Origin of the sequence: Roseobacter sp. AzwK-3b (assembly GCF_000170875.1) — a bacterium.
GTDB classification, from domain to species: Bacteria; Pseudomonadota; Alphaproteobacteria; order Rhodobacterales; family Rhodobacteraceae; genus Roseovarius; species Roseovarius litoreus.
Map to the genome: position 1 here is coordinate 112,858 of NZ_ABCR01000006.1, position 21,376 is coordinate 134,233.

Genomic DNA, 21,376 nt, shown 5'->3' on the forward strand with positions numbered 1-21,376 from the left:
AAAGGGGTCAGAACCGACCGAAGCGACGGCCGATCTTGAGCGCCTGACGGGCACGTGCCTGCGTCTTGCGGGTGTCCGGCCCCGGTGCCGATGCTCCATCGGCGTCATTGCGTTTGCTCATGGCGTTGATGCCCGCATTCATGCCTTTGCTGACGACGGTTCGCATGACCATGCGCACGATCATCGTGATGATGCTGTTGACGTTCATAACTACCTCACTCGTGTTTCAATGTACCCGTGGTCCATGATATAACATGAAATCACGGCGTTTTCAGGGCTTAGAGCCCAAGAGCCTCATCAATCTTCGAATAGTTCGCTTTGACCCTCGGAGGATTGCTCGTCCGCATCGCTGTCGCCCTCGCCCATTTGGGGCATGGCGCCGGGAGCAGGACGGTTTTCCAGCAAACCCGCGGCGCGCAGTTCCTTGAGGCCCGGCAGATCGCGGGCCGATTCGAGGCCGAAATGATCGAGGAAGGACTGAGTGACCACGAAGGTCACCGGGCGACCGGGCGTCATCTTGCGGCGGCCAAAGCGGATCCATTCCATTTCAAGCAGTTGATCCACCGTGCCACGGCTGACGGAGACGCCGCGGATCTCTTCGATCTCGGCGCGGGTGACGGGCTGATGGTAGGCGATGATGGCAAGGGTTTCGACCGCGGCGCGGCTGAGTTTGCGGGTCTCAACGGTCTCTTTCTGCATCAGGAAGCCAAGATCCGGCGCAGTGCGCATCGCCCAGGCGTCGCCCACCTTCACAAGGTTCACCCCGCGGCCCTCGTAGCGTTTGCGCACATAGACCAGCGCCTCGGCCGCGTCGCAGCCATGCGGCATGCGCGCCTCCATCTCCTTGATCGTCAAAGGCTCGGCTGTGGCGAAGAGGATTGCTTCGCACATGCGCTCCTGTTCGGCTATGGGTGGCGCATCAAAGAGACTTTCTTCTTTTTTCTCAGTGTCTTCTGCCATATTCCTAATCCTTGCGCCGCACTTCGATCGGCGCGAATGTGTCGGATTGTCGGATCACTATCTTGCCTTCCTTGACCAGTTCCAGGGAGGCGGCGAAGGTCGAGGCCGTGGCCGAGCGACGGCGCGCGGGATCGGTGGTGAACCCCTCGGGCAGATAGGTCGAGATATCGGTCCATGTCCCCGCAAAACCGATCAGGCCGCGCATACGCTCGAGCGCCTGTTCCATGGTGAAGATTGCCTCGCGGTCCATCGCGTAGGGGCGGAATTCATCCTTGGTGCGGATGCGCGCATAGCCCTGCATCAGGTCAAGAAGCGTCGCGGTATAGGTCACGCGCTTGATCCGGGTGATGTCTTCGGGGATGCCGCGGGCAAAGAAATCCCGGCCCAACTGATCGCGCGCCATGAGCTTGGCCGCATGTTCGCGCATCGCTTGCAGGCGTTCGAGCTGGAACGCCAGATGGGCGGCCAGTTCTTCGCCGGACGGGCCCTCTTCGGTCGGGTCGGGGGGCAGCAGAAGGCGGGATTTGAGAAAGGCGAGCCAAGCCGCCATGACCAGATAATCCGCCGCCAGCTCGATCCGGAGCTGTTTGGCGCGCTCGACGAAGGCAAGGTATTGCCGCGCGAGATCGAGCACCGAGATCTTCAGCAGATCGACCTTCTGGGTGCGGCCAAGCATGAGCAGCACGTCAAGCGGACCTTCGAAGCCGTCGATATCGACGATCAGGGCTTCGGCCGCCATCCGGTCGGCCACCGGGGTCACTTGCGCCCCGCCCTGATCCTCGAAATCGTCTTCAGCCATCACCGCGTCCATTTATCAGCTGATCAAGCTTTGCCTCAAGGGCGCGAATGTCAACCTCGTCCGGTATGCGGCGGGCCTCCATTGCGCGTTCGGCACGCGCAAGCCCCGCCGGAGACAGCCAGCCCGAGACATCGGCCACGGCGCGGCGCTCCTCGAGCGTGGCATTGCACAGCAGGACCACATCGCAGCCTGCGTTGAGCGAGGCGCGCGCGATATCCGTGAGCGACCCTTTGAGTGCCTTCATCGAGATATCGTCGGTCATGACGAGACCGTTGAATCCGATCTCGTCCCGAATGATCCGCATCACTACCGGAGAGGTGGTGGCGGGCCGGTCGTCGATCGCCGAATAGACCAGATGCGCGGTCATCCCCATCGGCAGATCGTTGAGCGCCTTGAACGGCAGAAAATCCACCTCGGAGAGATCACGATGTGCTGCACCGACCACCGGCAAGTCCAGATGGCTGTCGACCACCGCACGGCCATGGCCGGGGATATGCTTGAGCACTGGCAGCACGCCGCCATCCATCAGGCCATTCGCCACGGCCCGCCCAAGGCGGGCCACCGTGCCGGGATCGAACCCGTAGCAGCGGTTTTTCAGAAAATCATGCGTTTCGGGACCAGCGACATCCACCAAAGGCGCGCAATTGCTGTCGATCCCAAGATCGCGCAGTTCCGAGGCGATGATCCGATAGCGCAGATAAAGCGCCTCTTCGGCGTGCGGTCCGGCGACGGCGACATGCTCCAGAGGCGGCAGCCAATCGCGCCATATGGGGGAGCGCAGACGCTGCACGCGCCCGCCTTCCTGATCGATGGTGATCGGCGCGTCGCGGCCAACGGCATCGCGCATCTCGGCGCAGAGCGCGCGCACCTGATCGGGCGTGTCGATATTGCGCGCGAAAAGAATGAAGCCGAAAGGATCGGCATCCGCGAAAAAGCGCTTTTCCTCGGCCGTCAGACGCAGGCCTTCGGCATCGAGGATGCAGGCCCCGAATGGCGTACTCACCTTGTAACCACCGGAATGCACTCTGCGTTTTCGGCCACAAGTGCGGAACAGAAGCGCCGCGCATCGTTGATATCGGCAAAGCCCATGGCGCGCAGGCGATAGAAGGTCCGTCCGCCGCTTTGCGCCTTCTGGATCACGCGATCCTTGCCGTCGAGATATTCGCCGAAACGCCCATCCAGACGGTCCCATTCCTTGCGGGCGATATCGGGCGAGGAAAACGCGCCCAACTGGGCAAGGCGTGTGCCAACGGGGATATCTTCGGGCGCGATCTCACGCGGGGAGCCAGAGCCGCTTGCGATGGTCAAGGACGCCTGCTTCACCTCACCCAGTGAAGCGGGGCGCTGCTTGGGGCGCAAGGACCGGCCGATCCCGTCCGCAGATGTCGTAACAGTTGCGGCAATCGGCTCGGGGGTGGCGGTTGGTGCGGGCTCTTCGAGCGCCTGTAGCGGTGCGACACCGTCGGCCATGCGCGCGGCCAAGGCCTCGACCGCGACAAGCTGCACGGCGCGGTCCTCATCGGTCAACCGCTCGTCCATCTCGGGGGCGGGTTCGGCATCGGCGACCGTCTCGGCCTCGTCGGCGGTGTCCGCAGGCGCCTGCACAAGGGCGGAAAGTTCGGCTTGCGGGATGTCTTCGAGGGTCAGCTCCAGTGGTCTCGGCGCGAGGATCAGCTTGTCGGCGGGTCGCTCTGCGGTGCCTTCGGCGGCCACGGCGTTCACGGCCAACCCCTGATGCGGAGCCTGTCGACCACCGGGATCTGCGGGCTGCACGCGCATCGGGCCTTCGGCGGCGCGCACGACAGGCACACCGCTGACATCACGCACAAGAAGCTTGTATCCCCAGACACCGATCCCGACAACGAGCGCCAGCGATATCGCCGCGCCCGCAAAATTGGTGAGTTTCGCGATACTGTTGCCCTGCCCGGGCGCAGCGGAATGCTGCACGTCTTGCCTGTCTGCCATGTCTCGCCTCGTTTGCACTCCGGCGATACTTGGCCGCCGGGGTTTGTTTACTGCCTGCCCCGGCGCATATGTGCGACTGTTATCGCATCTCTTCTGCCGGTGTGACGCCCAGAATACCAAGACCTGAGGAAATAACAACGGTCACGGACCGGGCGAGGGCGATTTTGGCCTGACTTGTTGCAGGGTTGTCCTCTTGCAGGAAACGCAAGGCGGGTTCGTCATTGCCGCGATTCCAGAGCGCGTGCAGATCCGAGGCCAGATCGTAGAGATAGAAGGCCACCCGGTGCGGCTCGTGCGTGCGACCGGCAAGCTCGGCCATGCGCGGCCATTCCGCCAGCTTGCGGGCCACCGCCAGCTCGACCTCGTGGACCAGCCCCGACAGATCCGCCTTGGCCAGTGTCGCATCCTCCACGTCGATGCCCGCCTCGCGCGCCTTGCGCAGCACCGAATTCACCCGCGCATTGGCATATTGCACGTAGAAAACCGGATTGTCCTTGGACTGTTCGAGCACCTTGTCGAAATCGAAATCCAGAGGCGCATCATTCTTGCGGGTCAGCATCACGAAACGGGTGACATCCGGGCCGACCTGATCGACGACATCGCGCAGGGTCACAAACGTCCCTGCCCGCTTGGACATCTTGAACGGTTCGCCATTCTTGTAGAGCTTGACGAGCTGGCACAGCTTGATGTCGAGCGGCACACGATTGTCGCTCAGCGCGCCCACGGCGGCCTTCATCCGCTTGACATAGCCGCCATGATCGGCGCCGAAGACGTCGATCAGCTTGTCGAAGCCACGCGTGATCTTGTCATAGTGATAGGCGATATCGGGCGCGAAATAGGTCCAGCTGCCATCGGATTTCTTGACGGGGCGATCCACGTCATCGCCGTAATCGGTCGACCGGAAGAGCGTCTGTTCGCGCGGTTCCCAATCCTCGGGGGTCTTGCCCTTGGGCGGTTCCAGCACGCCTTCATAGATCAGGCCGCGATCCTCGAGCGATTTGAGCGCCTTTTCGATCAGCCCCGTGCCGTAAAGCGACTTCTCCGAGAAGAACACATCCATCTCGACGCCGAGGGATTTGAGGTCGTCGCGGATGAGGTCCATCATCCGGTCGGTGGCAAAGCTGCGCACTTCGGCCAGCCAGACGTCTTCGGGCTGATCGACATAGGCGGCTCCAACCTCGGCTTTGAGCGCCTCACCCACTTCGATCAGATAGTCGCCGGGATAGGTGCCATCCTCGAAGGCCACGGCCTGCCCATGCGCCTCGAGATACCGAAGGTAGACCGAGCGCGCCAAAACATCGACCTGCGCGCCGCCATCGTTGATGTAGTATTCGCGGGTGACCTCGTAGCCGACGTAATCCAGAAGGCTGGCCAACGCATCGCCGAACACTGCGCCACGCGTATGGCCGACATGCAAGGGGCCGGTCGGGTTGGCGCTGACATATTCCACGTTGACCTTCTTGCCGGCACCCATCGCGGACCGGCCGAACGCTTCGCCGTCTTGCAGGGCTGCGCGCACGACCGCGTGCCACATACCCGACGACAACCTGAGATTCAGGAAGCCGGGGCCAGCCACATCGGCGCTTTCGATCCGGTCATCCTCGAGCAGGCGGGCGGCCAGATCCTCGGCAATGGCGCGCGGCTGCAGACCGGCGGGCTTGGCCAGCACCATCGCGGCATTGGTCGCCATGTCGCCATGGGCCGGATCGCGCGGCGGCTCGACCGCCACATTCGCGAAATCGAGCGCTTCGGGCAGCTTGCCCTCGGCCTGAAGGCGGCCCAGTTCGGCCAGCACTAGCCCGTGGATTTCGGTGAACAGATTCATCGGATCATCCCTTGTTCGTCGCGGGCCGGTTTATCATTGCCAGTGCCCGCGTCAATCGGAACGCGGCCAAAGCGGCAAAAGCGCCCCTCCGATGGCACCGCCATGCGGCCCACACAGGAACATCACCGTCGAGACCAGAGCCTCCATCGACCAGATGTCACCGACGCTCGCCGGAAGGCGCAATCCATTGCAGCAGATACCATGCACCCCCAGCTTGTCATGGAGCATGCCAGGAAGCGCGCAGAGCGCCTTGTCCAGAAGCGCGCGGTCGATCCCGGCCAGCGGCGTGGGCGCGGAAAACAGCACGAGCACCCTGCCCTGCCCGGCTTTCAAGGCGCGCGCCAGGTCCCGCGTCAATGCGGGAATGGAGGACATGGCCGCCGCAAGATGATCGGGATGGCGCAAGGGCTGCAGATGGATCAGAATGTCGAGCGGTTCATCGGCCCAGATTTCGCCGAATTGCGCGCTCAGATCGGCGCGCAGGGGATCAAGGGCCAGCGGCTCGATCCGGTCACGCGCCAGGGTCGCCACTTCGAGGATCGTGGATTCCTCGCGGTCCATGAGCACGATCCGCGCGCCCATGCGGCCCAAACCATGCGCAAGTGCGATGCCAACCTCACAGCCAGCGCCCGCGATCACCACGGTCTTGCCAGAAAACTCCACGCCACGCAAACAAGCCACTCACACAAGCACCACCGGCATGGGGTATCATCGGAGCGGCGGGTAATCAACGCTCGGTCTGAGGTACTTCGGTCTGATCCGGTTTTTGGGGCGCAAGCGCAAGAACACGAACACCTGAGAGTTTTTTCGGCGTCTGTTCATGCTCAATCAGAGTCAGCCCGGCGCTTTCATCATAGCTGGCCAGCAAGATGGCCTCGGGATTGTGCGCGGCCCAATCCTCGAGTGTGAATTCCTCGGTCAGGTCGGTGCTGCGCACGCTCCAGCCGTCGCTCATCTTCGTTGCAAGCTCGTAATAGGTGAGCCCCCCTGCGGTGATACGCCCGCCAAGAGTGGCCGGGAGCGCATGACGCTTGCTGTCCTGTTTGGCGCGTTTGAGTTGAAAGACGTTCTCGCGGCCGAATTCCGGCGCGAGATCGGTGGCGACAAGGGTGTTGTAGGCATCGTTGTCGCTGATCGCCATGACCTGCCCATAGCTCATGATCTCGACGCCATGTTCTGCCGCTTCAGAAAGGATATCGCCAAAAAAGACCGGCACCCCGGCCTCGCGCGCGCTGCGCAGGCGTGCACGATTGGAATCGGCAATCAGCACTGGCACGTCGCGTTCTTGCAGGGCTTTGGCAAAAGCCATGGCAAAGCGCGATCCGCCCACGAAGATCACGCCGGGAATGGCGGCCCCGGCCAGTCCGAAGGCCCGCGCCATGGGACGCAGCGAAAATCCATGCAACACGACTGTCGCCGCCACCAGAGCAAAGGCCAAAGGCGTCAGAAGAGCCGCATCTTCAATGCCTTCGGCAACCAGACGCTCGGCGAAAAGTCCCGCAACGGCGACCAGCACGACGCCGCGCGGCCCCGTCAGCCCCACCAGCAGCCGCTCGCGCATCGGCAGCTTGGTGCCCAGAAGCGAGATCAGCACCGTCAGCGGACGTACGATCAGGATCACGACGGCGACGAATGCCGCCGCTTGCCAGTTCAGCAGGGCCAGTGTGTCGAATTTCATATTGGCGGCCAGCAGGATGAACACGCCCGACACAAGCAGGATCGTGGCATGTTCCTTGAAGCGGCGCAGCTCGGTATAGCTGGGCAGATCGGCATTCGCGATCCAGATGCCCATCACCGTGACCGCCAGCAGGCCACTTTCATGCAGCACGGTGTCAGACACGGCGAACACCCCCAGAAGCAGGGTGAAGAGCACGGGCACTTTCATGTATTCCGGCACCCATGCGCGGCGGAAGGATTCCGCAATCGCCCATCCCGACGCGACCCCAAGAACCGAGGCCACCACCAGACCGCGGGCAATGTCCAGCACCGCGTCGCCCGCGGATTCGGCTGCTTGCAGCACAAGCACCACCTCGAAGGCGAGAACGGCGGCCAGCGCGCCGATCGGGTCGTTGACGATGGCCTCCCATTGCAACAATTGCGCCGGGCGCCGCCTGAGCCGGGCCTGACGCAAGAGCGGCGCAATCACGGTGGGGCCGGTGACAATCATGATCCCGCCGAACACAGCCGATGACGCCCAGCCAAGCCCCGCCACGTAGTGCAGCGCCAAAGCCGAGAGCAACCAGCCAAGCGGCGCGCCAACGAAAACCAGCCGCCTGACGCCTTCGGCCGCCCCGCGCAGGCTTTGCACGCTGAGGGTCATGCCGCCTTCGAACAGGATGACGGCGACCGCGATCGAAATCAGCGGACCCATCAGCGGGCCGATATCGCGGCCTGGGTCGAACAGGCCCGTCACCGGCCCGATCATCAGACCGGCCACCAGCATCAGCACGATCGCCGGAAGGCGCAGCCGCCACGCCAGCCATTGCGCACCGACGCCAAGCGCGCCGACCAGTGCAAAACTCATCACTGGGGCCAGCGCCCCGGTCGTTGCCGCGTCAATCGCCATGGTTCATGTCCCGCCCCATGCTCCGGCGCCACCGGGTCCGCCAAGAAGCCGGGCATGTTGCTGCAAGGCATATCGGTCGGTCATGCCGGCGATGTAATCGCTGACCAAGCGGGCCAGCGCGACGTCGTCGGTGGCCTGTGCAACATCGTCTCGCCAGCGTTCGGGCAGATGCTCGGGTGAGCCGAGGTAGAACGGAAACAGCTCTTCGACGACGCGGGTGACTTTGGCGCGCATCTCCATGACGACGGGCGCGCGGTACATGCGGGCGAACAGAAAGGCGCGGATTTGGCGCAGATCGCGCCACATGGTGTCCGAAAAGCGGATCACCGGACGCCCCAGATGCCGGATATCGGCGGCATCGCGCGGCGCGGCTTGGGCCAGGTGCCAGCGTGAGGTTTCGATCACATCGCCGACCATGACGCCAAAAACCCGCCGCAGCGCCTCGTGGCGGCGGCGATAGGGATCGAGGCCCGGATAAGCGGCATCGACCTCGGCATAGCAGGCATCGATGATGGGCAGCCCCTGAATGTCGGCCTCGGTAAAAAGCCGCGCACGCAGACCGTCATGCAGATCGTGATTGTTGTAGGCGATATCATCGGCGAGGGCTGCGACCTGCGCCTCGGCGCTGGCATGGGTGTCGAGTTCGAGATCGTGGCGCGCATTGTAATCGTGCAGCGCATAGGGCAGATCGCCGGTGACCGGGCCGTTATGCTTGGCGATGCCTTCCAGCGTGTCCCAGGTCAGGTTCAGCCCATCGAATTCCGCGTAATGCCGTTCCAGCGACGTGACGATGCGCAACGCCTGGGCATTGTGATCGAACCCACCATAGGGCTGCATCAGCGCATCGAGCGCATCCTCGCCGGTGTGACCGAAAGGCGTGTGGCCCAGATCATGCGCCAGCGCCACCGCTTCGGTCAGTTCGGAATTCAGACCGAGCGCGCCCGAGATCGTCCGCGCCACCTGTGCCACTTCGATGGAATGGGTGAGGCGCGTGCGGAAATAATCTCCCTCGTGTTCCACAAACACCTGCGTCTTGTGCTTGAGGCGGCGGAAGGCACTGGAATGAATGATGCGGTCGCGATCGCGCTGATAACAGGAGCGGAACGCGCTTTCCTCCTCGGGCACCAGACGCCCGCGTGTGCGCGCCGGGTCCGAGGCATATGGCATTTGCATGTCGGCCATCCTTGTCGGCTTTGTCCCGTTCCCATATATTGCAAGCAACAGGATAACGGAACCGTCAGGAGACCAAGATGCAATTGCCCCCGACAGTGACAGAGCGCGCTTTCTCCCGCCTTTGCGAAATAGGTGCCGGCGATGAGGGTCGGGCTCTTCGCATCGCCGTTGAAGGTGGCGGATGTTCGGGTTTTCAGTATGACATCCGGCTGGACCAGCCCGCCGAGGACGATCTTGTTCTCGAAGGATTGGGGCAGAAGGTGGTCGTGGATAGCGTATCCCTGCCGTTTCTAGCTGGTGCCACCATCGACTTCACCGAGGAACTGATCGGCGCGCGGTTCACGATCAACAATCCAAATGCCAGCAGCTCTTGCGGCTGCGGAACGTCTTTTTCGATGTAATAAGAATGGCTTGCGAACGAAAGCTCATGTCGCCTTCGGCAAGCTTTCACTCGGCCGGGACCACGGATTCAGGGCGTGACGCAGGCATCGGGCGCACGCGCAACTGATCGCGCATCAGAATGGCGCTTGCCACGATCATCAATCCGGCCCCCAGAAAGACGGATGCGGCGGGTGTCTCTGCGAAGAACAGAATGCCGAACAGCACCATCCACAGGAACTGCAGGTTGATGAGCGGTGTGACCACATAGGCGGGCATCACCTGCATCGCGCCCACAAGCACCCACCGAGCCCCGAAAAGAATCACGCCGTAGCTGAAGGCCCAAGCCAAATCCTCCAACGGCATGGGCTGAAACACGAAGGGCAAGGCCAGCGCCATCACCACCATCAATGCGGCATTGGGATAGAAGACCTGCGCCAGAAGATTGCTTTCGATCCGGCAGATATAGCGCGCCGCCAACAACGACACCGTGCCAAGCAAGGCCGCAAGCAGCGCCACGAGATGCCCAAGGCCAATAGACGACAGGCCCGAGGGGAAGAGGACCAAGACCCCCATGCTGGCCAGCGCAAGACCGCCCCATGCCTGCGGGCGCACCGGCTCGGACAGGACAGGACCGGACAGAATGCCGGCAAAGATCGGGATGAGCGCGATGAACAGGAACACCTCGGCGAACGGCAAAAGCCGAAAGGCATGGAAAAACGCCACCGCCCCGGCCACCGTTGCCACCGAGCGTAGCGCCATGGCGCGCGGTGCATCCGTGCGCACGCCCCTATCATCACGCAAGACGCGCGTGGCCAAAAGGCTCAGCCCGGCAACGATGCCGCCCGACACCGCAAAGAGTTGCGGCGCGGCATAGGAGGCGGCAAAAGCCTTGGTGATCGCATCAGCACCCGTGATCAGCAGCGTGTAGAGCAGCATCAACCCCGCCCCGATCGCGGCGGGAGCGGCCAAGAGCACGCGCTTCAAGACCGATCTCCGCCGAGACCGGCCAGACCCGTGCGGGCAAATCCGGCGAAGAAGGCATCGAACCTGTCGGTTGCCGCCTCGGCAAGGGCAAGGACGGACCGGGCTTCGGACGAGAGTTTGTCATGGATCGCCGCTTTCATCACGAGCCAGTCTGCGCTGCGCCTGTCGCCCAAGCCATACATGCACTCGGACAATTCCCGCAACGGGCCTTGCCCCGAAGGGATATGACGAAACGCAAGCGGGCCTTCGGGCACAGCAAGCGAGAACCCACCCTGCCCGGCCAGCGCCAGATGCCAGTTGACCATCAGAAACGAGTGATAATCGTCCGGCGCGGTCGCGGCGTCGACAGAGTTGATACGGAACCGCGCCGCCTGATCGCGGATCCAACGCTCCCATATGTCCGGCGGAGTGGCCCCGGCAAAGCGCAGCGCGATACAAATTTCGGACAAAAGATCGAGGTTCATGTCCAGGAAGGCCAGCGTTCCGGCAAAGACCAGGCTATCCAGGAACACCTCATCCAGTCCGGGATCGCGGCGGCCATATTCGGAGAGGTAGAATACGATATGCGTCAGCTCATAGGCTGCTTTCTTGTTGGGCATGGCAAATGTTGCCGAACGCCGCGCAAAGCCCCGCAGCCGGTCGTTCAAACCGGCATCATGCGGCAGCGGATCAATCCCGCGGCGCAGGCAAAGCCGCCGAGCTTCGGCGCGCTGGAGGTCTGAAAGCTCGGCCTCGGCAAGCCCCTCTGTCACGACCCAGTGGACCAGCTTTTCGCTCTTTGCCCCGCCAATTCCGAGGTCTTCGAGATCAAGGCAGATGGACAGCAAGAAACGGTAATATTGCGGAAAAAACCCAAGACGGTTTTCGATGTCTTCATAAAAGGCTAGATGAAGCGCAAGCGCGTCTGGCTCGCGCAGAGAGCCGGTTGTCTCGAGCACGTTGAGTAATTCGGCGTTTTCCTTCATCCAGAAAACGTCGTCTCGGTGGCGGCGCTGCGTTGCGAAGGTCGTTACAAGCGCCGCCTGTCCCGACATCTTGGCGGGTTGGCGAAACGGAACATTCAGTCGAACGATATCTCCCATGGGCTCTATCCCTTGTAAGGCAGGTTGATGAAGGATCCGTTTCGCCCATGGCTCAGATGCTCGAGGTGAACGCCTGAACCAGATCGCCAAGCGCGGCCTCGCCCGAGGTGACGGGACCGATGGACGAGGTGAACGCCTCGACCGCGTCACCACGGATGGCTTCGCCGGTGGTGATCGGGCCGATGGACGACGTGAACACGTCGACCGCATCGCCGGCGAACATATTGGCACTTGTCACCGGACCGATCGACGAGGTGAATGCCTCGACGGCGGAGCCGTCATGCGGGTTGGCGCCCGTTTCGGCGACATCGGCCAAGGTATCGATTTCGAGGGTTTTCAAAGCAAGCATGTCATTCTCCCAGGTTAGGTTGCAGCCTCCTGACGATTGCACGTTTAAATTGTTTTTCAATTAGAATTTCTACTTAACCGAGCTTTCCACAGGCTGCGTTCCCGAATAGGGTGCAGCAAAATCCTGAATTTGTTCAGAAAATCCGGCTGCCTAAATGTTGTATATAAACTTATCCACACCCCCCAGATGTCGTGGATTTTGGCGCGGTTCCGCCCGAAGACCTCCGAATCAACCTATGCGTGATTCCATATCGCGCGGACCGGTCCGACACTTGCCTCGGGCGGTAAGCTGCGCAATAGAGGGGACGGACAAGCGGGGGCCGACCAGATGAAAATCGCCAGTTTCAACATCAACGGCATCAAGGCCCGTGCGCAGGCCCTTACCGATTGGCTGGACGAGGCGCAGCCTGATGTCGTCGTCCTGCAGGAAATCAAGTCGGTCGATGAGGGCTTTCCCTGTGAGCTTTTCGAGGATCGTGGCTACCGGGTGGAAACGCATGGCCAGAAAAGCTTCAACGGCGTGGCGATCCTGTCGCGGCTGCCCCTGGAGGATGTCACACGCGGCTTGCCCGGCGACGATGAGGACGAACAGGCGCGCTGGATCGAAGGCACCGTGATCGGAGACAAGGCCGCCGTCCGGGTCTGTGGGCTCTATCTTCCCAACGGCAATCCGGCGCCGGGGCCGAAATATGACTACAAGCTTGCGTGGATGGAGCGGCTCAAGGCCCGCGCCGAGGCGCTGCTGGCCGCCGAGGAACCAGCACTCATGGCCGGGGATTACAACGTGATTCCCCAGGACGAGGACGCCAAACGCCCCGAGGCTTGGCGCAAGGATGCCCTCGCCCTGCCCGAAACCCGCGCGGCGTTCCGCCGGATCGTGAATCTGGGGTTCACAGAGGCGTTCCGCGCCTTTCATAAGGGGCCGAGCCATTACACGTTCTGGGATTACCAGGCAGGCGCGTGGAACCGCGACGATGGAATAAGGATCGACCATTTCCTGCTGACGCCACAAGCCGCAGATCTGCTGGGCGACTGCCAGATCGACCGCGACATTCGCGACCGCGAGAAACCATCCGATCACGTCCCGATCTGGATCACGCTCGACGCGTGAATGAGTCCCCGCTCAGCCGATGTCCGGCGGGTGGGTGACATCATGCCCATAGATCCAGTCGAACTGGCGCGCCATCTTTTCTGGCGCAAGTGTTCCGCCAAGCCGCATAGCCGTATGCGCGGCCCATCTCAGGGGGCCAAAGGACAGATGATATTTCCACGCGTTTCCATTGGCAGCGCTGACAATTCTCTGGGTCCGATCCCGGCGGCGGGACTGGTATCGCGCCAGACGCGCATCCAGCGTGTCCGTCCTATCAAGCTCATCCGCGAGCACCCAGGCATCTTCCAGCGCCATGCAGGCCCCTTGGGCCATGAAGGGCAAGGTGGGATGCGCGGCATCGCCCATCAAGGCGATGCCGCCGCCATGCCAGGTTTCTGCCACCGGATGACGGAACAACCCCCAAAGATGGACCTTCTCGATACGGCCTAGGAAATCCTGCACTTCGGGGCAGAAATCTCCGAATGCTGCACGCAAGGCCATGGGATCGTCTTCCTGCGACCAGCTTTCGGCGGCCCATGCCGCGCGCTCCTGGACGGCCACGATGTTCCGTTGGCGACCGTCGCGCAGCGGATAGCTGACCAGATGCCGATGCGGTCCCATGAAAACCTGTGCCTCGCGCGGGGATGCGCCATCATCTGGCACAACCGCGCGCCATGCGATCTGCCGGGTAAAGAAGGGGGCGGCCGCCCCGTTCAGGGCCGCACGCGCGGTGGACTTCAACCCGTCGGCACCAATCACCAGATCGGCGGTGAGCGACGCGCCATTTGCCAGATCGACACGCGGACGATCCCCCGGCGTGACCCCGACAACCTTCTGCAAGAGCCGCAAACGGGCGCCGGCATCGCGCGCACCATCGGCCAGAATGTCGATCAGATCGGCGCGATGGACAAAATAATAGCCCCGCATGTCAAGCTGTGTGAGGTCGATCCGGACCACAGACGCCCCACCATAATCGCGCAAGCTGACCGCCTGCGCCTCGAGCGCGCACGCGCTTAGCGCCGCCTCCAGACCAAGCGCGCGCAACACGACGGCTCCGTTCGGACTGACCTGCAGCCCTGCTCCGACCTCGGTGATTTCGGGCGCCTGTTCGAGCACGGTGACATCCGCGCCCCGCAACGCCAGAGCACGCGCGACCGTCAGGCCGCCAATGCCTGCGCCGATCACCAGTATCTTCGTGTCCTGCAAACTCATGGTCTTCTATTGGAACGAAAAACGCCGGAGCGAAAGCCCCGGCGTTCATGATTGATTGTGATCTTAAGCTTCAGTCGTCGCGATGAACCTTCTCCCGACGCTCGTGACGCTCCTGCGCTTCGAGGCTCATGGTCGCGATGGGGCGCGCGTCAAGCCGCTTGAGGCTGATCGGCTCGCCTGTGACCTCGCAGTACCCGTATTCGCCATTGTCGATTCGGCGCAACGCGGCATCGATCTTGGTCACCAGCTTGCGCTGCCTGTCGCGCGTGCGCAGCTCGAGCGCGCGGTCGGTTTCTTCGCTGGCGCGGTCGGCCACATCGGGAATGGCGCGTGTGCCATCCTGCAACCCTTCGATCGTGTCGCGGCTGTCCTCCAGCAATTCATTTTTCCAGGTAATAAGTTTGCGACGGAAATACTCAAGTTGCCGGTCATTCATGAACGGCTCATCTTCGGCCGGGTGATAATCCTCGGGCAGAAAGACTTCGGCTTTCATTTTGTTCCCCTCATCAAGGCCAACGTCTGGCATGAAAGTCTCCTCAGATCGCGGCGCTTCCTTGGCGCAGGAACTACACTCCGAGACTGCGAATGTCACTAGGCAATCACGCTGCATTGATGTGTTTTGTATATGGGCTTACTGTGCCATCTTCAGCAGATTGCATGCCCGCGCAAAGGAGCGAAGCCGACATGAAATTCGAAGGGACGGACTCTTACGTCGCGACTGACGATCTGACCGTTGCCGTGAACGCGGCCGTCACGTTGGAACGTCCTTTGCTGGTCAAGGGCGAGCCAGGCACGGGCAAGACAGAACTTGCGCGACAGGTGGCGCAGGCGCTTGGACTTCGGATGATCGAGTGGAACATCAAGTCCACTACCAAGGCCCAGCAAGGGCTTTACGAATACGATGCGGTATCACGTCTTCGGGACAGCCAGCTTGGGGATGAGCGAGTGCACGATGTGCGCAACTACATCCGCAAAGGCAAATTATGGGAGGCCTTCGAAACCGATGAAAAGGTCGTGCTGCTGATCGACGAAATCGACAAGGCGGATATCGAGTTTCCGAACGACCTGCTGCAAGAGCTCGACCGGATGGAGTTTTATGTCTACGAGACCGGCGAGACGATCCGCGCGCGCAACCGGCCCATCGTCATCATCACCTCGAACAACGAAAAAGAACTGCCCGATGCGTTCCTGAGACGGTGTTTTTTCCACTATATCCGGTTTCCCGACATGGACACGATGCGCCAGATCGTCGAGGTGCATCATCCAGGGATCAAGGACCAGCTTCTGACAACCGCACTGACGCAGTTCTACGAGATCCGCGAACAGTCTGGCCTGAGAAAGAAGCCCTCCACCTCCGAAGTACTGGACTGGCTCAAACTGCTTCTGGCCGAGGATCTGAGCCATGAGGACCTCAAGCGCGACGGGGCGGATGCGCTGCCGAAATTGCATGGAGCCCTTTTGAAGAACGAACAGGACGTACATCTTTTCGAGCGGCTCGCCTTCATGGCGCGGCGATCCCGCTGAACAAGATGTGAGCGGCATGACACTGTTTTTCCGACATAAAACGGCGCCTTGCCATGCAAGGGATGCGGAAAAACGCACCGGTCACAGTTTTGCCCCCCGCCTTCCTTATCTTGGACAGCAAGCTTGGGTTTACAGGTCAGGTTCCATTGCTGGCGCGGGTCGCCAAGGTGATGATCCGGCCTGCCATGGCTCCGGATTGCCTGAGCGACACAGCCACGGAACTCCTGTGCGGGGCGGTAACGCCCCGTTCGAGTTGGTGTTGGGTTCAGGTTTCGGAGGCATGATGCGCCGTATAATAGTACCACTTTGCTTGGCGCTCGGGGCCTGCGTGCCCAATACAGCGAGTGAAATGCCGTCGCGTGCAGCAACGCACGAAGAAAGCGCCATGCCGGCGATGAAAATGTTCGGCAGTCCGCAACCGATGCCCCCCGCGCGATCCAACCGCGATATCGAGCGGGACTTTCTGGAATTGGCGTTCCAGTTGGAATCGGGGCGCACCCTGCCCTATCTCTCACGCTTCGATGGACCGATCACGATTCGAGTGACCGGTTCTCCGCCCCCGACCCTGATGCCCGACCTCAACCGTGTGGTGAACCGACTGCGCACTGAGGCCGGTATAGATGTCATGGCCGTGCGAGGCGGCGACGCCAATATTACGATCGAGGCGGTGTCCCGATCCGATATCAGGCGTCATTTGCCACAGGCCGCCTGTTTCGTGGTTCCCAATATCTCGAGCCTCGCTGAATACAGCAAAGCTCGCCATACGCGCGCCACGAATTGGAGCCTGTTGACAGAACGCCAAAGGCTGGCGGTTTTCCTGCCCAACGATGCCTCGCCACAAGAAGTGCGCGACTGCCTGCACGAAGAGCTTGCGCAGGCGATAGGGCCGCTCAACGATCTCTACAGGCTGCCCGACTCGGTGTTCAATGACGACAACGTGCACACGGTGCTCACCGGGTTCGACATGCTCATCCTGCGCGCCTATTACGCACCAGAATTGCGCTCCGGCATGACGCGCGCGCAAGTGGCCGCGCGATTGCCCGGCATTCTGAGCCGGCTCAATCCAATCGGTGATACGATCGCGCCGCGCAACAGCAGCAGCACACCACGCGCCTGGGTGCGCGCCATCCAGACGGCGCTTGGTCCCGGTGCGCGCCCCCCAGAAAGACGCGAGGCCGCACTCGAGGCTTTGCAAATCGCGCAAGCGGTCGGCTGGCAGGATCACAGGCTTGCCTTCAGCCATTTCGCACTTGGCCGATTGAGCCAGTCCACGGACCCGGATTTCGCCCATGACCAATTCCTGATCGCCGATCGCATCTATCGCCAGTCGCCCGGAACGGACCTGCACCGTGCCTATACCGCGTCGCAGCTGGCCGCCTATGCCATCAGCGAGGGACGGGGAAATGATGCACTCAAACTGGTGGAGCCGCATATGGCCGTGGCCAGAAGCCATGAAAACGCGGCCCTTCTGGCCACACTCATGATGCTGCAGGCCGAGGCGCTCGATCAGGTCGGCCGCGTCACCGAAGCACATGCCGTTCGGCTGGACAGTCTGGGCTGGGCGCGTTACGGGTTCGGTGCGGATTGGGCGGTGCGCGCGAAGCTGCGCGAAATCACCATGCTCAACCCGATCAGGGGATCAGACGGGTAAAACGAGCACATGATCATCATCGTCGGAGCCATTCTGGGCGCCACTATCGGAGCCATGATCGCCAAGCGCCGCAAAGGCAAATTGGCCGATGTCCTCCAATACGCCTTTGTCTATGCGCTGGTCTTCACGCTGGCCGGTCTGTTCCTCACGCTGATCATCCACCGCGCCTCGATCTGAGGGGGCGCGCATGTTCCTGCCGTTCTTCGAAAATCTTCGCAAGGCCGGTATTCCCGTCAGTCTGCGCGAATACCTCACCTTTCTAGAGGCGATGACGGCGGATCTGGTCACTTATGACCTGGAGGGATTCTACTATCTGGCGCGCGCGTCAATGGTGAAGGACGAGCGGGTGATCGACCGTTTCGACCGCGCCTTCGCCGCCAGTTTCCAAGGTCTGGATGAGCTGTCAGCGGCGGATGTGCTGAACGCGGTCGATCTGCCGGCTGAATGGCTTCAGAAACTGGCGGAAAAGCATCTGAGTGAAGAGCAGAAGGCCGAGATCGAAGCCCTCGGCGGGTTCGACAAGCTGATGGAGACGCTCAAGGAACGCTTGCGCGACCAGCAGGGCCGCCACCAGGGCGGCAACAAATGGATCGGTACGGCGGGCACCTCCCCTTTTGGCGCCTATGGCTACAACCCCGAAGGCGTGCGCATCGGACAGGACCAATCCCTTCATCGCCGCGCGGTCAAGGTCTGGGACAAAAGGGAATTCCGCAATCTTGACGACAATGTCGAGTTGGGCACCCGCAACATCAAGGTGGCGCTCAAACGCCTTCGGCAATGGGCCCGTAGCGGCGCGACGGACGAGCTGGACCTGGACGGCACGATCCGCGCCACAGCCGAGCATGGCTATCTCGACGTTCAAACCCGCCCCGAGCGGCGCAATGCCGTCAAGGTGCTGCTGTTTCTGGATGTGGGCGGATCGATGGACCCGCATGTGAAAGTGGTCGAGGAATTGTTCAGCGCGGCGCGCGCCGAATTCAAATACATGGAATATTTCTATTTCCACAATTGTCTCTACGAGGGTGTCTGGCGCGACAACCACCGCCGGTGGGATGCGCAGACGCCGACATGGGATGTGCTGCACACCTATGGCTCTGATTACAAATGTATTTTCGTGGGCGATGCCAGTATGAGTCCCTACGAAATCGCCTATCCCGGAGGCGCCAACGAACATTGGAACGCCGAAGCCGGTCAGGTCTGGCTGGAACGCGCGCGACAGCAATGGCCCAGCCATGTCTGGATCAACCCGGTGCCTGAGCAATATTGGGGGCATACCCATTCGATCCGCATGATCTCGGAGATCTTCGAGGGGCGCATGGTTCCGATGACCCTGCGCGGGATCGATCAGGCGATGCGCGATCTGGTCCGCTGAAGCGACGCTTTTACCACGTAGTAAGGCCGCCCCAACGGGGCGGCCGTTTGCGTTTTTCTGCGCGACGGTGATGTGGGATCAGTTGCCGATCAGCGCCGGCACGATCGTCACGATCGCCGGAAAGAGGAACAAGATCCCCAGACCGACAACCTGGATCAACACGAACGGAAGCACACCGCGATAGATATGCCCGGTCGTCACCTCTTTCGGCGCCACCCCCCGCAGATAGAACAACGCAAAGCCGAAAGGTGGTGTCAGGAAGCTCGTCTGCAGGTTGACGGCGATCATGATGGTCACCCATTTCGGATCGAACGTCCCCCCATAGATCACCGGCCCCACGATCGGGATGACGATGTAGATGATCTCGAGAAAATCCAGAACGAAGCCCAGAATGAACAGCACCAGCATCACGATCAGGAACACTTTGTATTCATTGTCGAAGCTGCGCAGGAACTGCTGGATATAGTGCTCTCCGCCGAAAGAGATGACCACGAGGTTCAACAATTGCGAGCCGATCAGGATGGTGAAGACCATGGACGTGACCTTGGCGGTCTCGCGCACGACTGGCGTCAGAACCCCACCCGCGAACAACACCCAACATGCATAAAGCAGTCCGAATGCCGCATAGAGGTAAGCGGCATAGGCGCCCAAGAAGGCCAGCCAGCTTTCCAGAGGCACATGTTCCTGAGTGATGCGCAGGTCGAAATTGACGCCAAAAAGGATCGACACGATGATCGCCAGCGTTGAGTATATGATGACCATGCCCGAGCGGTCCTCGTCCCGCAAACGGCGATAAGCGGCCAGCATGATCGCACCACCCGCACCGAGGGCGGCGGCGGGCGTTGGGTTGGTGATCCCCCCGAGGATCGAGCCCAGCACCGCCACGATCAAGACCAGTGGCGGAAAGACCACGCGGATCAACTCGTTCTGCGCAAGTCGCACCACCCCATGGGAACAGCCATAAAGCGCCAGGGCATAGGGAATCGCAAGGATCAGCAGCGAGAGCCCGGAGCTGGTGGAGGGTGCGATCAGCAGCACATCCGCGATCAGGGCCAGCACGATCCCGAGTGCCCCGACAAGCAGTGGTGCCTGCTCAGCCGTCGGGCGCACACCACGCGCCACCACTAGGATCAGCGACAGCAGAAGCAGGATGGTCGCGACACCGGTTCCGATCGGGGCGGCATTCGCCTCTTTCTCGGCGACAAGCTCGGCGATCTGCTCGGGCGTCAGGCGCGTGCTCTCCGTCTGCCCGCCGGCCTCGTCGATGGCTTTCTGTTCGGCCACCGCCTCATCCCAAGCCTCCTGGCCGTGCAGTTCGATCATGGAAACCTTGCACGCATCGCTGACATTGGTGCGCAGCGATGCAGATGCCCCACGGTCCGAGAAGCTGTCGACCTGCAGGTTTTGTGAGCCGATGACATTCACCTGGCTGAGCAGAAGCATCCCCGCGACCAGCGCGGTCGGAACCCCCACGAACCACGTAAAGGCCTCGTTGCGCGTCAAAGGCTCGGCATTGGCCCGGCCCAGCTCCACCGCAGGCGCCCGGCTGGGATTGAAGAGCGCATATCCGAAGGCATAAAGCGCATAGAGCAGCGCCAACATGATACCGGGCAGCAATGCAGCCTGAAACAGCGTCCCCACGGAGACGACGGCCGGTTCACCCAGATAGGTCAGAGCATCGGAGCAGCCGGCTGTCTGCGCGCGCGCTTCCTGGGCAGTGGAATAAAGATCTCCCGCGAGTGTCCCAAGAAGAACGATCACGATGGATGGCGGGATGATCTGCCCCAACGTGCCGCTTGCAGCGATGACGCCGGTCGCAATCTCGGGGCTGTAATTGTTGCGCAGCATGGTGGGCAGCGACAAAAGCCCCATCGTGACGACCGTCGCCCCGACAATGCCGGTCGATGCCGCCAGAAACGCCCCCACGACCACGACCGACACCGCCAGCCCGCCCGGAAGCGGGCCGAAGACCCGCGCCATGGTGGTCAGCAGGTCATTGGCGATCTTTGAGCGTTCCAGCGTGATCCCCATCATGACGAACATCAAAACGGCCAGCAGGGTCTCGATAGATTGCCCCGCAAGCACACGCTCATTGATCCGGTTGACGATGAAACTGACATTGCGATCAAGAGCCACTTCCCAACCCTGCGGAAAGACCGGCTCGCCGATACGCGGCAATTCGGGATATCGGAAAATCGATATCGTCTCGGGCCTGATGCCGGATGCGATCAGCGCATCATAGGCCTGGCTCGATGTGTCGATCGCCTGATGAATCAGCAGACCCGCGCTATCAAGTGCTGCTATGATCCCGAAGGACAGGATGCCGGCACCGCCGATGGCGAAGGCCACCGGAAACCCGGAAAGGATCCCGCCGAAAAGACACAGGAACACGATGATCAGGCCGATCTCGACTCCGTCAAGTCCGAATAACATGGCTGCCCGTC

At 61.7% G+C, this 21,376-nt stretch carries 21 protein-coding genes; 6 read left to right on the forward strand and 15 right to left on the reverse strand.

The features are described from left to right. Positions 1-7: 7 nt before the first annotated feature. From RAZWK3B_RS12250 to RAZWK3B_RS12290, 9 genes are all read right to left on the reverse strand, one after another. The gene (locus RAZWK3B_RS12250; protein ID WP_007815561.1) at positions 8-208 is read right to left on the reverse strand and encodes a hypothetical protein; all 201 of its coding nucleotides are present in this window, start codon (positions 206-208) and stop codon (positions 8-10) included. Between the two features lie 89 nt (positions 209-297). Further along, positions 298-960 carry an SMC-Scp complex subunit ScpB gene (scpB, locus tag RAZWK3B_RS12255; RefSeq protein WP_007815563.1) on the reverse strand — a complete coding sequence of 221 codons (663 nt, stop codon included), beginning with the start codon at positions 958-960 and terminating at the stop codon, positions 298-300. A 4-nt stretch (positions 961-964) separates the two neighbouring features. Then, positions 965-1,759 carry a segregation and condensation protein A gene (locus tag RAZWK3B_RS12260; RefSeq protein ID WP_037295765.1) on the reverse strand — a complete coding sequence of 265 codons (795 nt, stop codon included), beginning with the start codon at positions 1,757-1,759 and terminating at the stop codon, positions 965-967. Next, positions 1,752-2,762 (reverse strand): beta-N-acetylhexosaminidase, encoded by a 1,011-nt coding sequence (gene nagZ / locus RAZWK3B_RS12265; protein WP_232279523.1) that lies wholly within the window; start codon positions 2,760-2,762, stop codon positions 1,752-1,754. The genes RAZWK3B_RS12260 and nagZ overlap by 8 nt, the downstream gene beginning before the upstream one ends. Further along, positions 2,759-3,724: an SPOR domain-containing protein gene (locus tag RAZWK3B_RS21665; protein WP_007815569.1), complete on the reverse strand. Its 966-nt coding sequence runs from the start codon at positions 3,722-3,724 to the stop codon at positions 2,759-2,761. Before RAZWK3B_RS21665 ends, nagZ begins: the two co-directional genes overlap by 4 nt. Positions 3,725-3,803: 79 nt before the next feature. After that, on the reverse strand, positions 3,804-5,549 hold the full coding sequence (argS, locus tag RAZWK3B_RS12275) for an arginine--tRNA ligase (protein ID WP_007815571.1): 1,746 nt from the start codon (positions 5,547-5,549) through the stop codon (positions 3,804-3,806). Positions 5,550-5,600: 51 nt separating this feature from the next. Continuing rightward, positions 5,601-6,230 (reverse strand): Rossmann-fold NAD(P)-binding domain-containing protein, encoded by a 630-nt coding sequence (locus tag RAZWK3B_RS12280; protein WP_198133284.1) that lies wholly within the window; start codon positions 6,228-6,230, stop codon positions 5,601-5,603. Between the two features lie 46 nt (positions 6,231-6,276). Then, a complete protein-coding gene (locus RAZWK3B_RS12285) occupies positions 6,277-8,115 on the reverse strand; it encodes a cation:proton antiporter (protein ID WP_007815575.1) in 1,839 nt (612 codons plus the stop codon). A gap of 3 nt (positions 8,116-8,118) precedes the next feature. Next, the gene (locus tag RAZWK3B_RS12290; RefSeq protein WP_037295767.1) at positions 8,119-9,288 is read right to left on the reverse strand and encodes a deoxyguanosinetriphosphate triphosphohydrolase; all 1,170 of its coding nucleotides are present in this window, start codon (positions 9,286-9,288) and stop codon (positions 8,119-8,121) included. A gap of 77 nt (positions 9,289-9,365) precedes the next feature. On the opposite strand from RAZWK3B_RS12290, the gene RAZWK3B_RS12295 reads away from it, so the two are divergent. After that, entirely contained in the window at positions 9,366-9,689 is a 324-nt protein-coding gene (locus RAZWK3B_RS12295; protein ID WP_007815577.1) for a HesB/IscA family protein, read from the forward strand. Positions 9,690-9,735: 46 nt separating this feature from the next. Here the strand turns inward: RAZWK3B_RS12295 and RAZWK3B_RS12300 are convergent, their stop codons facing one another. From RAZWK3B_RS12300 to RAZWK3B_RS12310, 3 genes are read right to left on the reverse strand one after another with little or no spacing between them, the layout of a single operon-like run. Further along, positions 9,736-10,644, reverse strand: coding sequence for a DMT family transporter (locus tag RAZWK3B_RS12300; protein WP_232279529.1), 909 nt, complete (start codon positions 10,642-10,644; stop codon positions 9,736-9,738). Positions 10,645-10,649: 5 nt separating this feature from the next. Beyond that, positions 10,650-11,735: a DUF6902 family protein gene (locus tag RAZWK3B_RS12305; protein ID WP_007815579.1), complete on the reverse strand. Its 1,086-nt coding sequence runs from the start codon at positions 11,733-11,735 to the stop codon at positions 10,650-10,652. Positions 11,736-11,787: 52 nt separating this feature from the next. Then, positions 11,788-12,084: a DUF6749 family protein gene (locus RAZWK3B_RS12310; RefSeq protein WP_007815580.1), complete on the reverse strand. Its 297-nt coding sequence runs from the start codon at positions 12,082-12,084 to the stop codon at positions 11,788-11,790. Between the two features lie 327 nt (positions 12,085-12,411). Here RAZWK3B_RS12310 and xth point away from each other — a divergent pair, with 327 nt between their 5' ends. Continuing rightward, on the forward strand, positions 12,412-13,194 hold the full coding sequence (gene xth, locus RAZWK3B_RS12315; protein WP_007815581.1) for an exodeoxyribonuclease III: 783 nt from the start codon (positions 12,412-12,414) through the stop codon (positions 13,192-13,194). Positions 13,195-13,206: 12 nt separating this feature from the next. On the opposite strand, the gene RAZWK3B_RS12320 is transcribed toward xth, so the two are convergent. Together RAZWK3B_RS12320 and dksA are read right to left on the reverse strand one after the other, a co-directional pair. Continuing rightward, on the reverse strand, positions 13,207-14,385 hold the full coding sequence (locus RAZWK3B_RS12320; RefSeq protein ID WP_007815582.1) for an FAD-dependent oxidoreductase: 1,179 nt from the start codon (positions 14,383-14,385) through the stop codon (positions 13,207-13,209). A gap of 70 nt (positions 14,386-14,455) precedes the next feature. Next, positions 14,456-14,911 (reverse strand): RNA polymerase-binding protein DksA, encoded by a 456-nt coding sequence (dksA, locus tag RAZWK3B_RS12325; RefSeq protein WP_007815583.1) that lies wholly within the window; start codon positions 14,909-14,911, stop codon positions 14,456-14,458. 158 nt (positions 14,912-15,069) lie between these two features. Between dksA and RAZWK3B_RS12330 the strand changes: the two genes are divergently transcribed. The 4 genes from RAZWK3B_RS12330 to RAZWK3B_RS12350 all read left to right on the forward strand — a co-directional run bounded on the left by RAZWK3B_RS12330 (position 15,070) and on the right by RAZWK3B_RS12350 (position 18,932). Next, positions 15,070-15,909 (forward strand): AAA family ATPase, encoded by an 840-nt coding sequence (locus RAZWK3B_RS12330; protein WP_007815584.1) that lies wholly within the window; start codon positions 15,070-15,072, stop codon positions 15,907-15,909. A gap of 283 nt (positions 15,910-16,192) precedes the next feature. Continuing rightward, the gene (locus RAZWK3B_RS12340; RefSeq protein ID WP_037295768.1) at positions 16,193-17,560 is read left to right on the forward strand and encodes a DUF2927 domain-containing protein; all 1,368 of its coding nucleotides are present in this window, start codon (positions 16,193-16,195) and stop codon (positions 17,558-17,560) included. Positions 17,561-17,569: 9 nt separating this feature from the next. Next, on the forward strand, positions 17,570-17,737 hold the full coding sequence (locus tag RAZWK3B_RS21460; protein ID WP_007815589.1) for a hypothetical protein: 168 nt from the start codon (positions 17,570-17,572) through the stop codon (positions 17,735-17,737). A 10-nt stretch (positions 17,738-17,747) separates the two neighbouring features. Next, positions 17,748-18,932 carry a vWA domain-containing protein gene (locus RAZWK3B_RS12350; protein ID WP_007815591.1) on the forward strand — a complete coding sequence of 395 codons (1,185 nt, stop codon included), beginning with the start codon at positions 17,748-17,750 and terminating at the stop codon, positions 18,930-18,932. Positions 18,933-19,010: 78 nt separating this feature from the next. Here RAZWK3B_RS12350 and RAZWK3B_RS12355 read toward each other — a convergent pair whose 3' ends face one another. Further along, positions 19,011-21,365 (reverse strand): TRAP transporter large permease, encoded by a 2,355-nt coding sequence (locus tag RAZWK3B_RS12355; protein WP_007815593.1) that lies wholly within the window; start codon positions 21,363-21,365, stop codon positions 19,011-19,013. Between the last annotated feature and the right edge of the window lie 11 nt (positions 21,366-21,376).

What these genes read in the sequence shown, in the direction of transcription:
- xth (WP_007815581.1), top strand. Translation starts at nt 12,412, where the DNA reads ATGAAAATCGCCAGTTTCAACATCAACGGCATCAAGGCCCGTGCGCAG.
- RAZWK3B_RS12310 (WP_007815580.1), bottom strand. Translation starts at nt 12,084, where the DNA reads ATGCTTGCTTTGAAAACCCTCGAAATCGATACCTTGGCCGATGTCGCC.
- dksA (WP_007815583.1), bottom strand. Translation starts at nt 14,911, where the DNA reads ATGCCAGACGTTGGCCTTGATGAGGGGAACAAAATGAAAGCCGAAGTC.
- RAZWK3B_RS21665 (WP_007815569.1), bottom strand. Translation starts at nt 3,724, where the DNA reads ATGGCAGACAGGCAAGACGTGCAGCATTCCGCTGCGCCCGGGCAGGGC.
- RAZWK3B_RS12295 (WP_007815577.1), top strand. Translation starts at nt 9,366, where the DNA reads ATGCAATTGCCCCCGACAGTGACAGAGCGCGCTTTCTCCCGCCTTTGC.
- RAZWK3B_RS12340 (WP_037295768.1), top strand. Translation starts at nt 16,193, where the DNA reads ATGCGCCGTATAATAGTACCACTTTGCTTGGCGCTCGGGGCCTGCGTG.
- RAZWK3B_RS12350 (WP_007815591.1), top strand. Translation starts at nt 17,748, where the DNA reads ATGTTCCTGCCGTTCTTCGAAAATCTTCGCAAGGCCGGTATTCCCGTC.
- RAZWK3B_RS12305 (WP_007815579.1), bottom strand. Translation starts at nt 11,735, where the DNA reads ATGGGAGATATCGTTCGACTGAATGTTCCGTTTCGCCAACCCGCCAAG.
- RAZWK3B_RS21460 (WP_007815589.1), top strand. Translation starts at nt 17,570, where the DNA reads ATGATCATCATCGTCGGAGCCATTCTGGGCGCCACTATCGGAGCCATG.
- RAZWK3B_RS12260 (WP_037295765.1), bottom strand. Translation starts at nt 1,759, where the DNA reads ATGGCTGAAGACGATTTCGAGGATCAGGGCGGGGCGCAAGTGACCCCG.
- RAZWK3B_RS12320 (WP_007815582.1), bottom strand. Translation starts at nt 14,385, where the DNA reads ATGAGTTTGCAGGACACGAAGATACTGGTGATCGGCGCAGGCATTGGC.
- scpB (WP_007815563.1), bottom strand. Translation starts at nt 960, where the DNA reads ATGGCAGAAGACACTGAGAAAAAAGAAGAAAGTCTCTTTGATGCGCCA.
- argS (WP_007815571.1), bottom strand. Translation starts at nt 5,549, where the DNA reads ATGAATCTGTTCACCGAAATCCACGGGCTAGTGCTGGCCGAACTGGGC.
- RAZWK3B_RS12285 (WP_007815575.1), bottom strand. Translation starts at nt 8,115, where the DNA reads ATGGCGATTGACGCGGCAACGACCGGGGCGCTGGCCCCAGTGATGAGT.
- RAZWK3B_RS12290 (WP_037295767.1), bottom strand. Translation starts at nt 9,288, where the DNA reads ATGCAAATGCCATATGCCTCGGACCCGGCGCGCACACGCGGGCGTCTG.
- RAZWK3B_RS12330 (WP_007815584.1), top strand. Translation starts at nt 15,070, where the DNA reads ATGAAATTCGAAGGGACGGACTCTTACGTCGCGACTGACGATCTGACC.
- RAZWK3B_RS12250 (WP_007815561.1), bottom strand. Translation starts at nt 208, where the DNA reads ATGAACGTCAACAGCATCATCACGATGATCGTGCGCATGGTCATGCGA.
- RAZWK3B_RS12355 (WP_007815593.1), bottom strand. Translation starts at nt 21,365, where the DNA reads ATGTTATTCGGACTTGACGGAGTCGAGATCGGCCTGATCATCGTGTTC.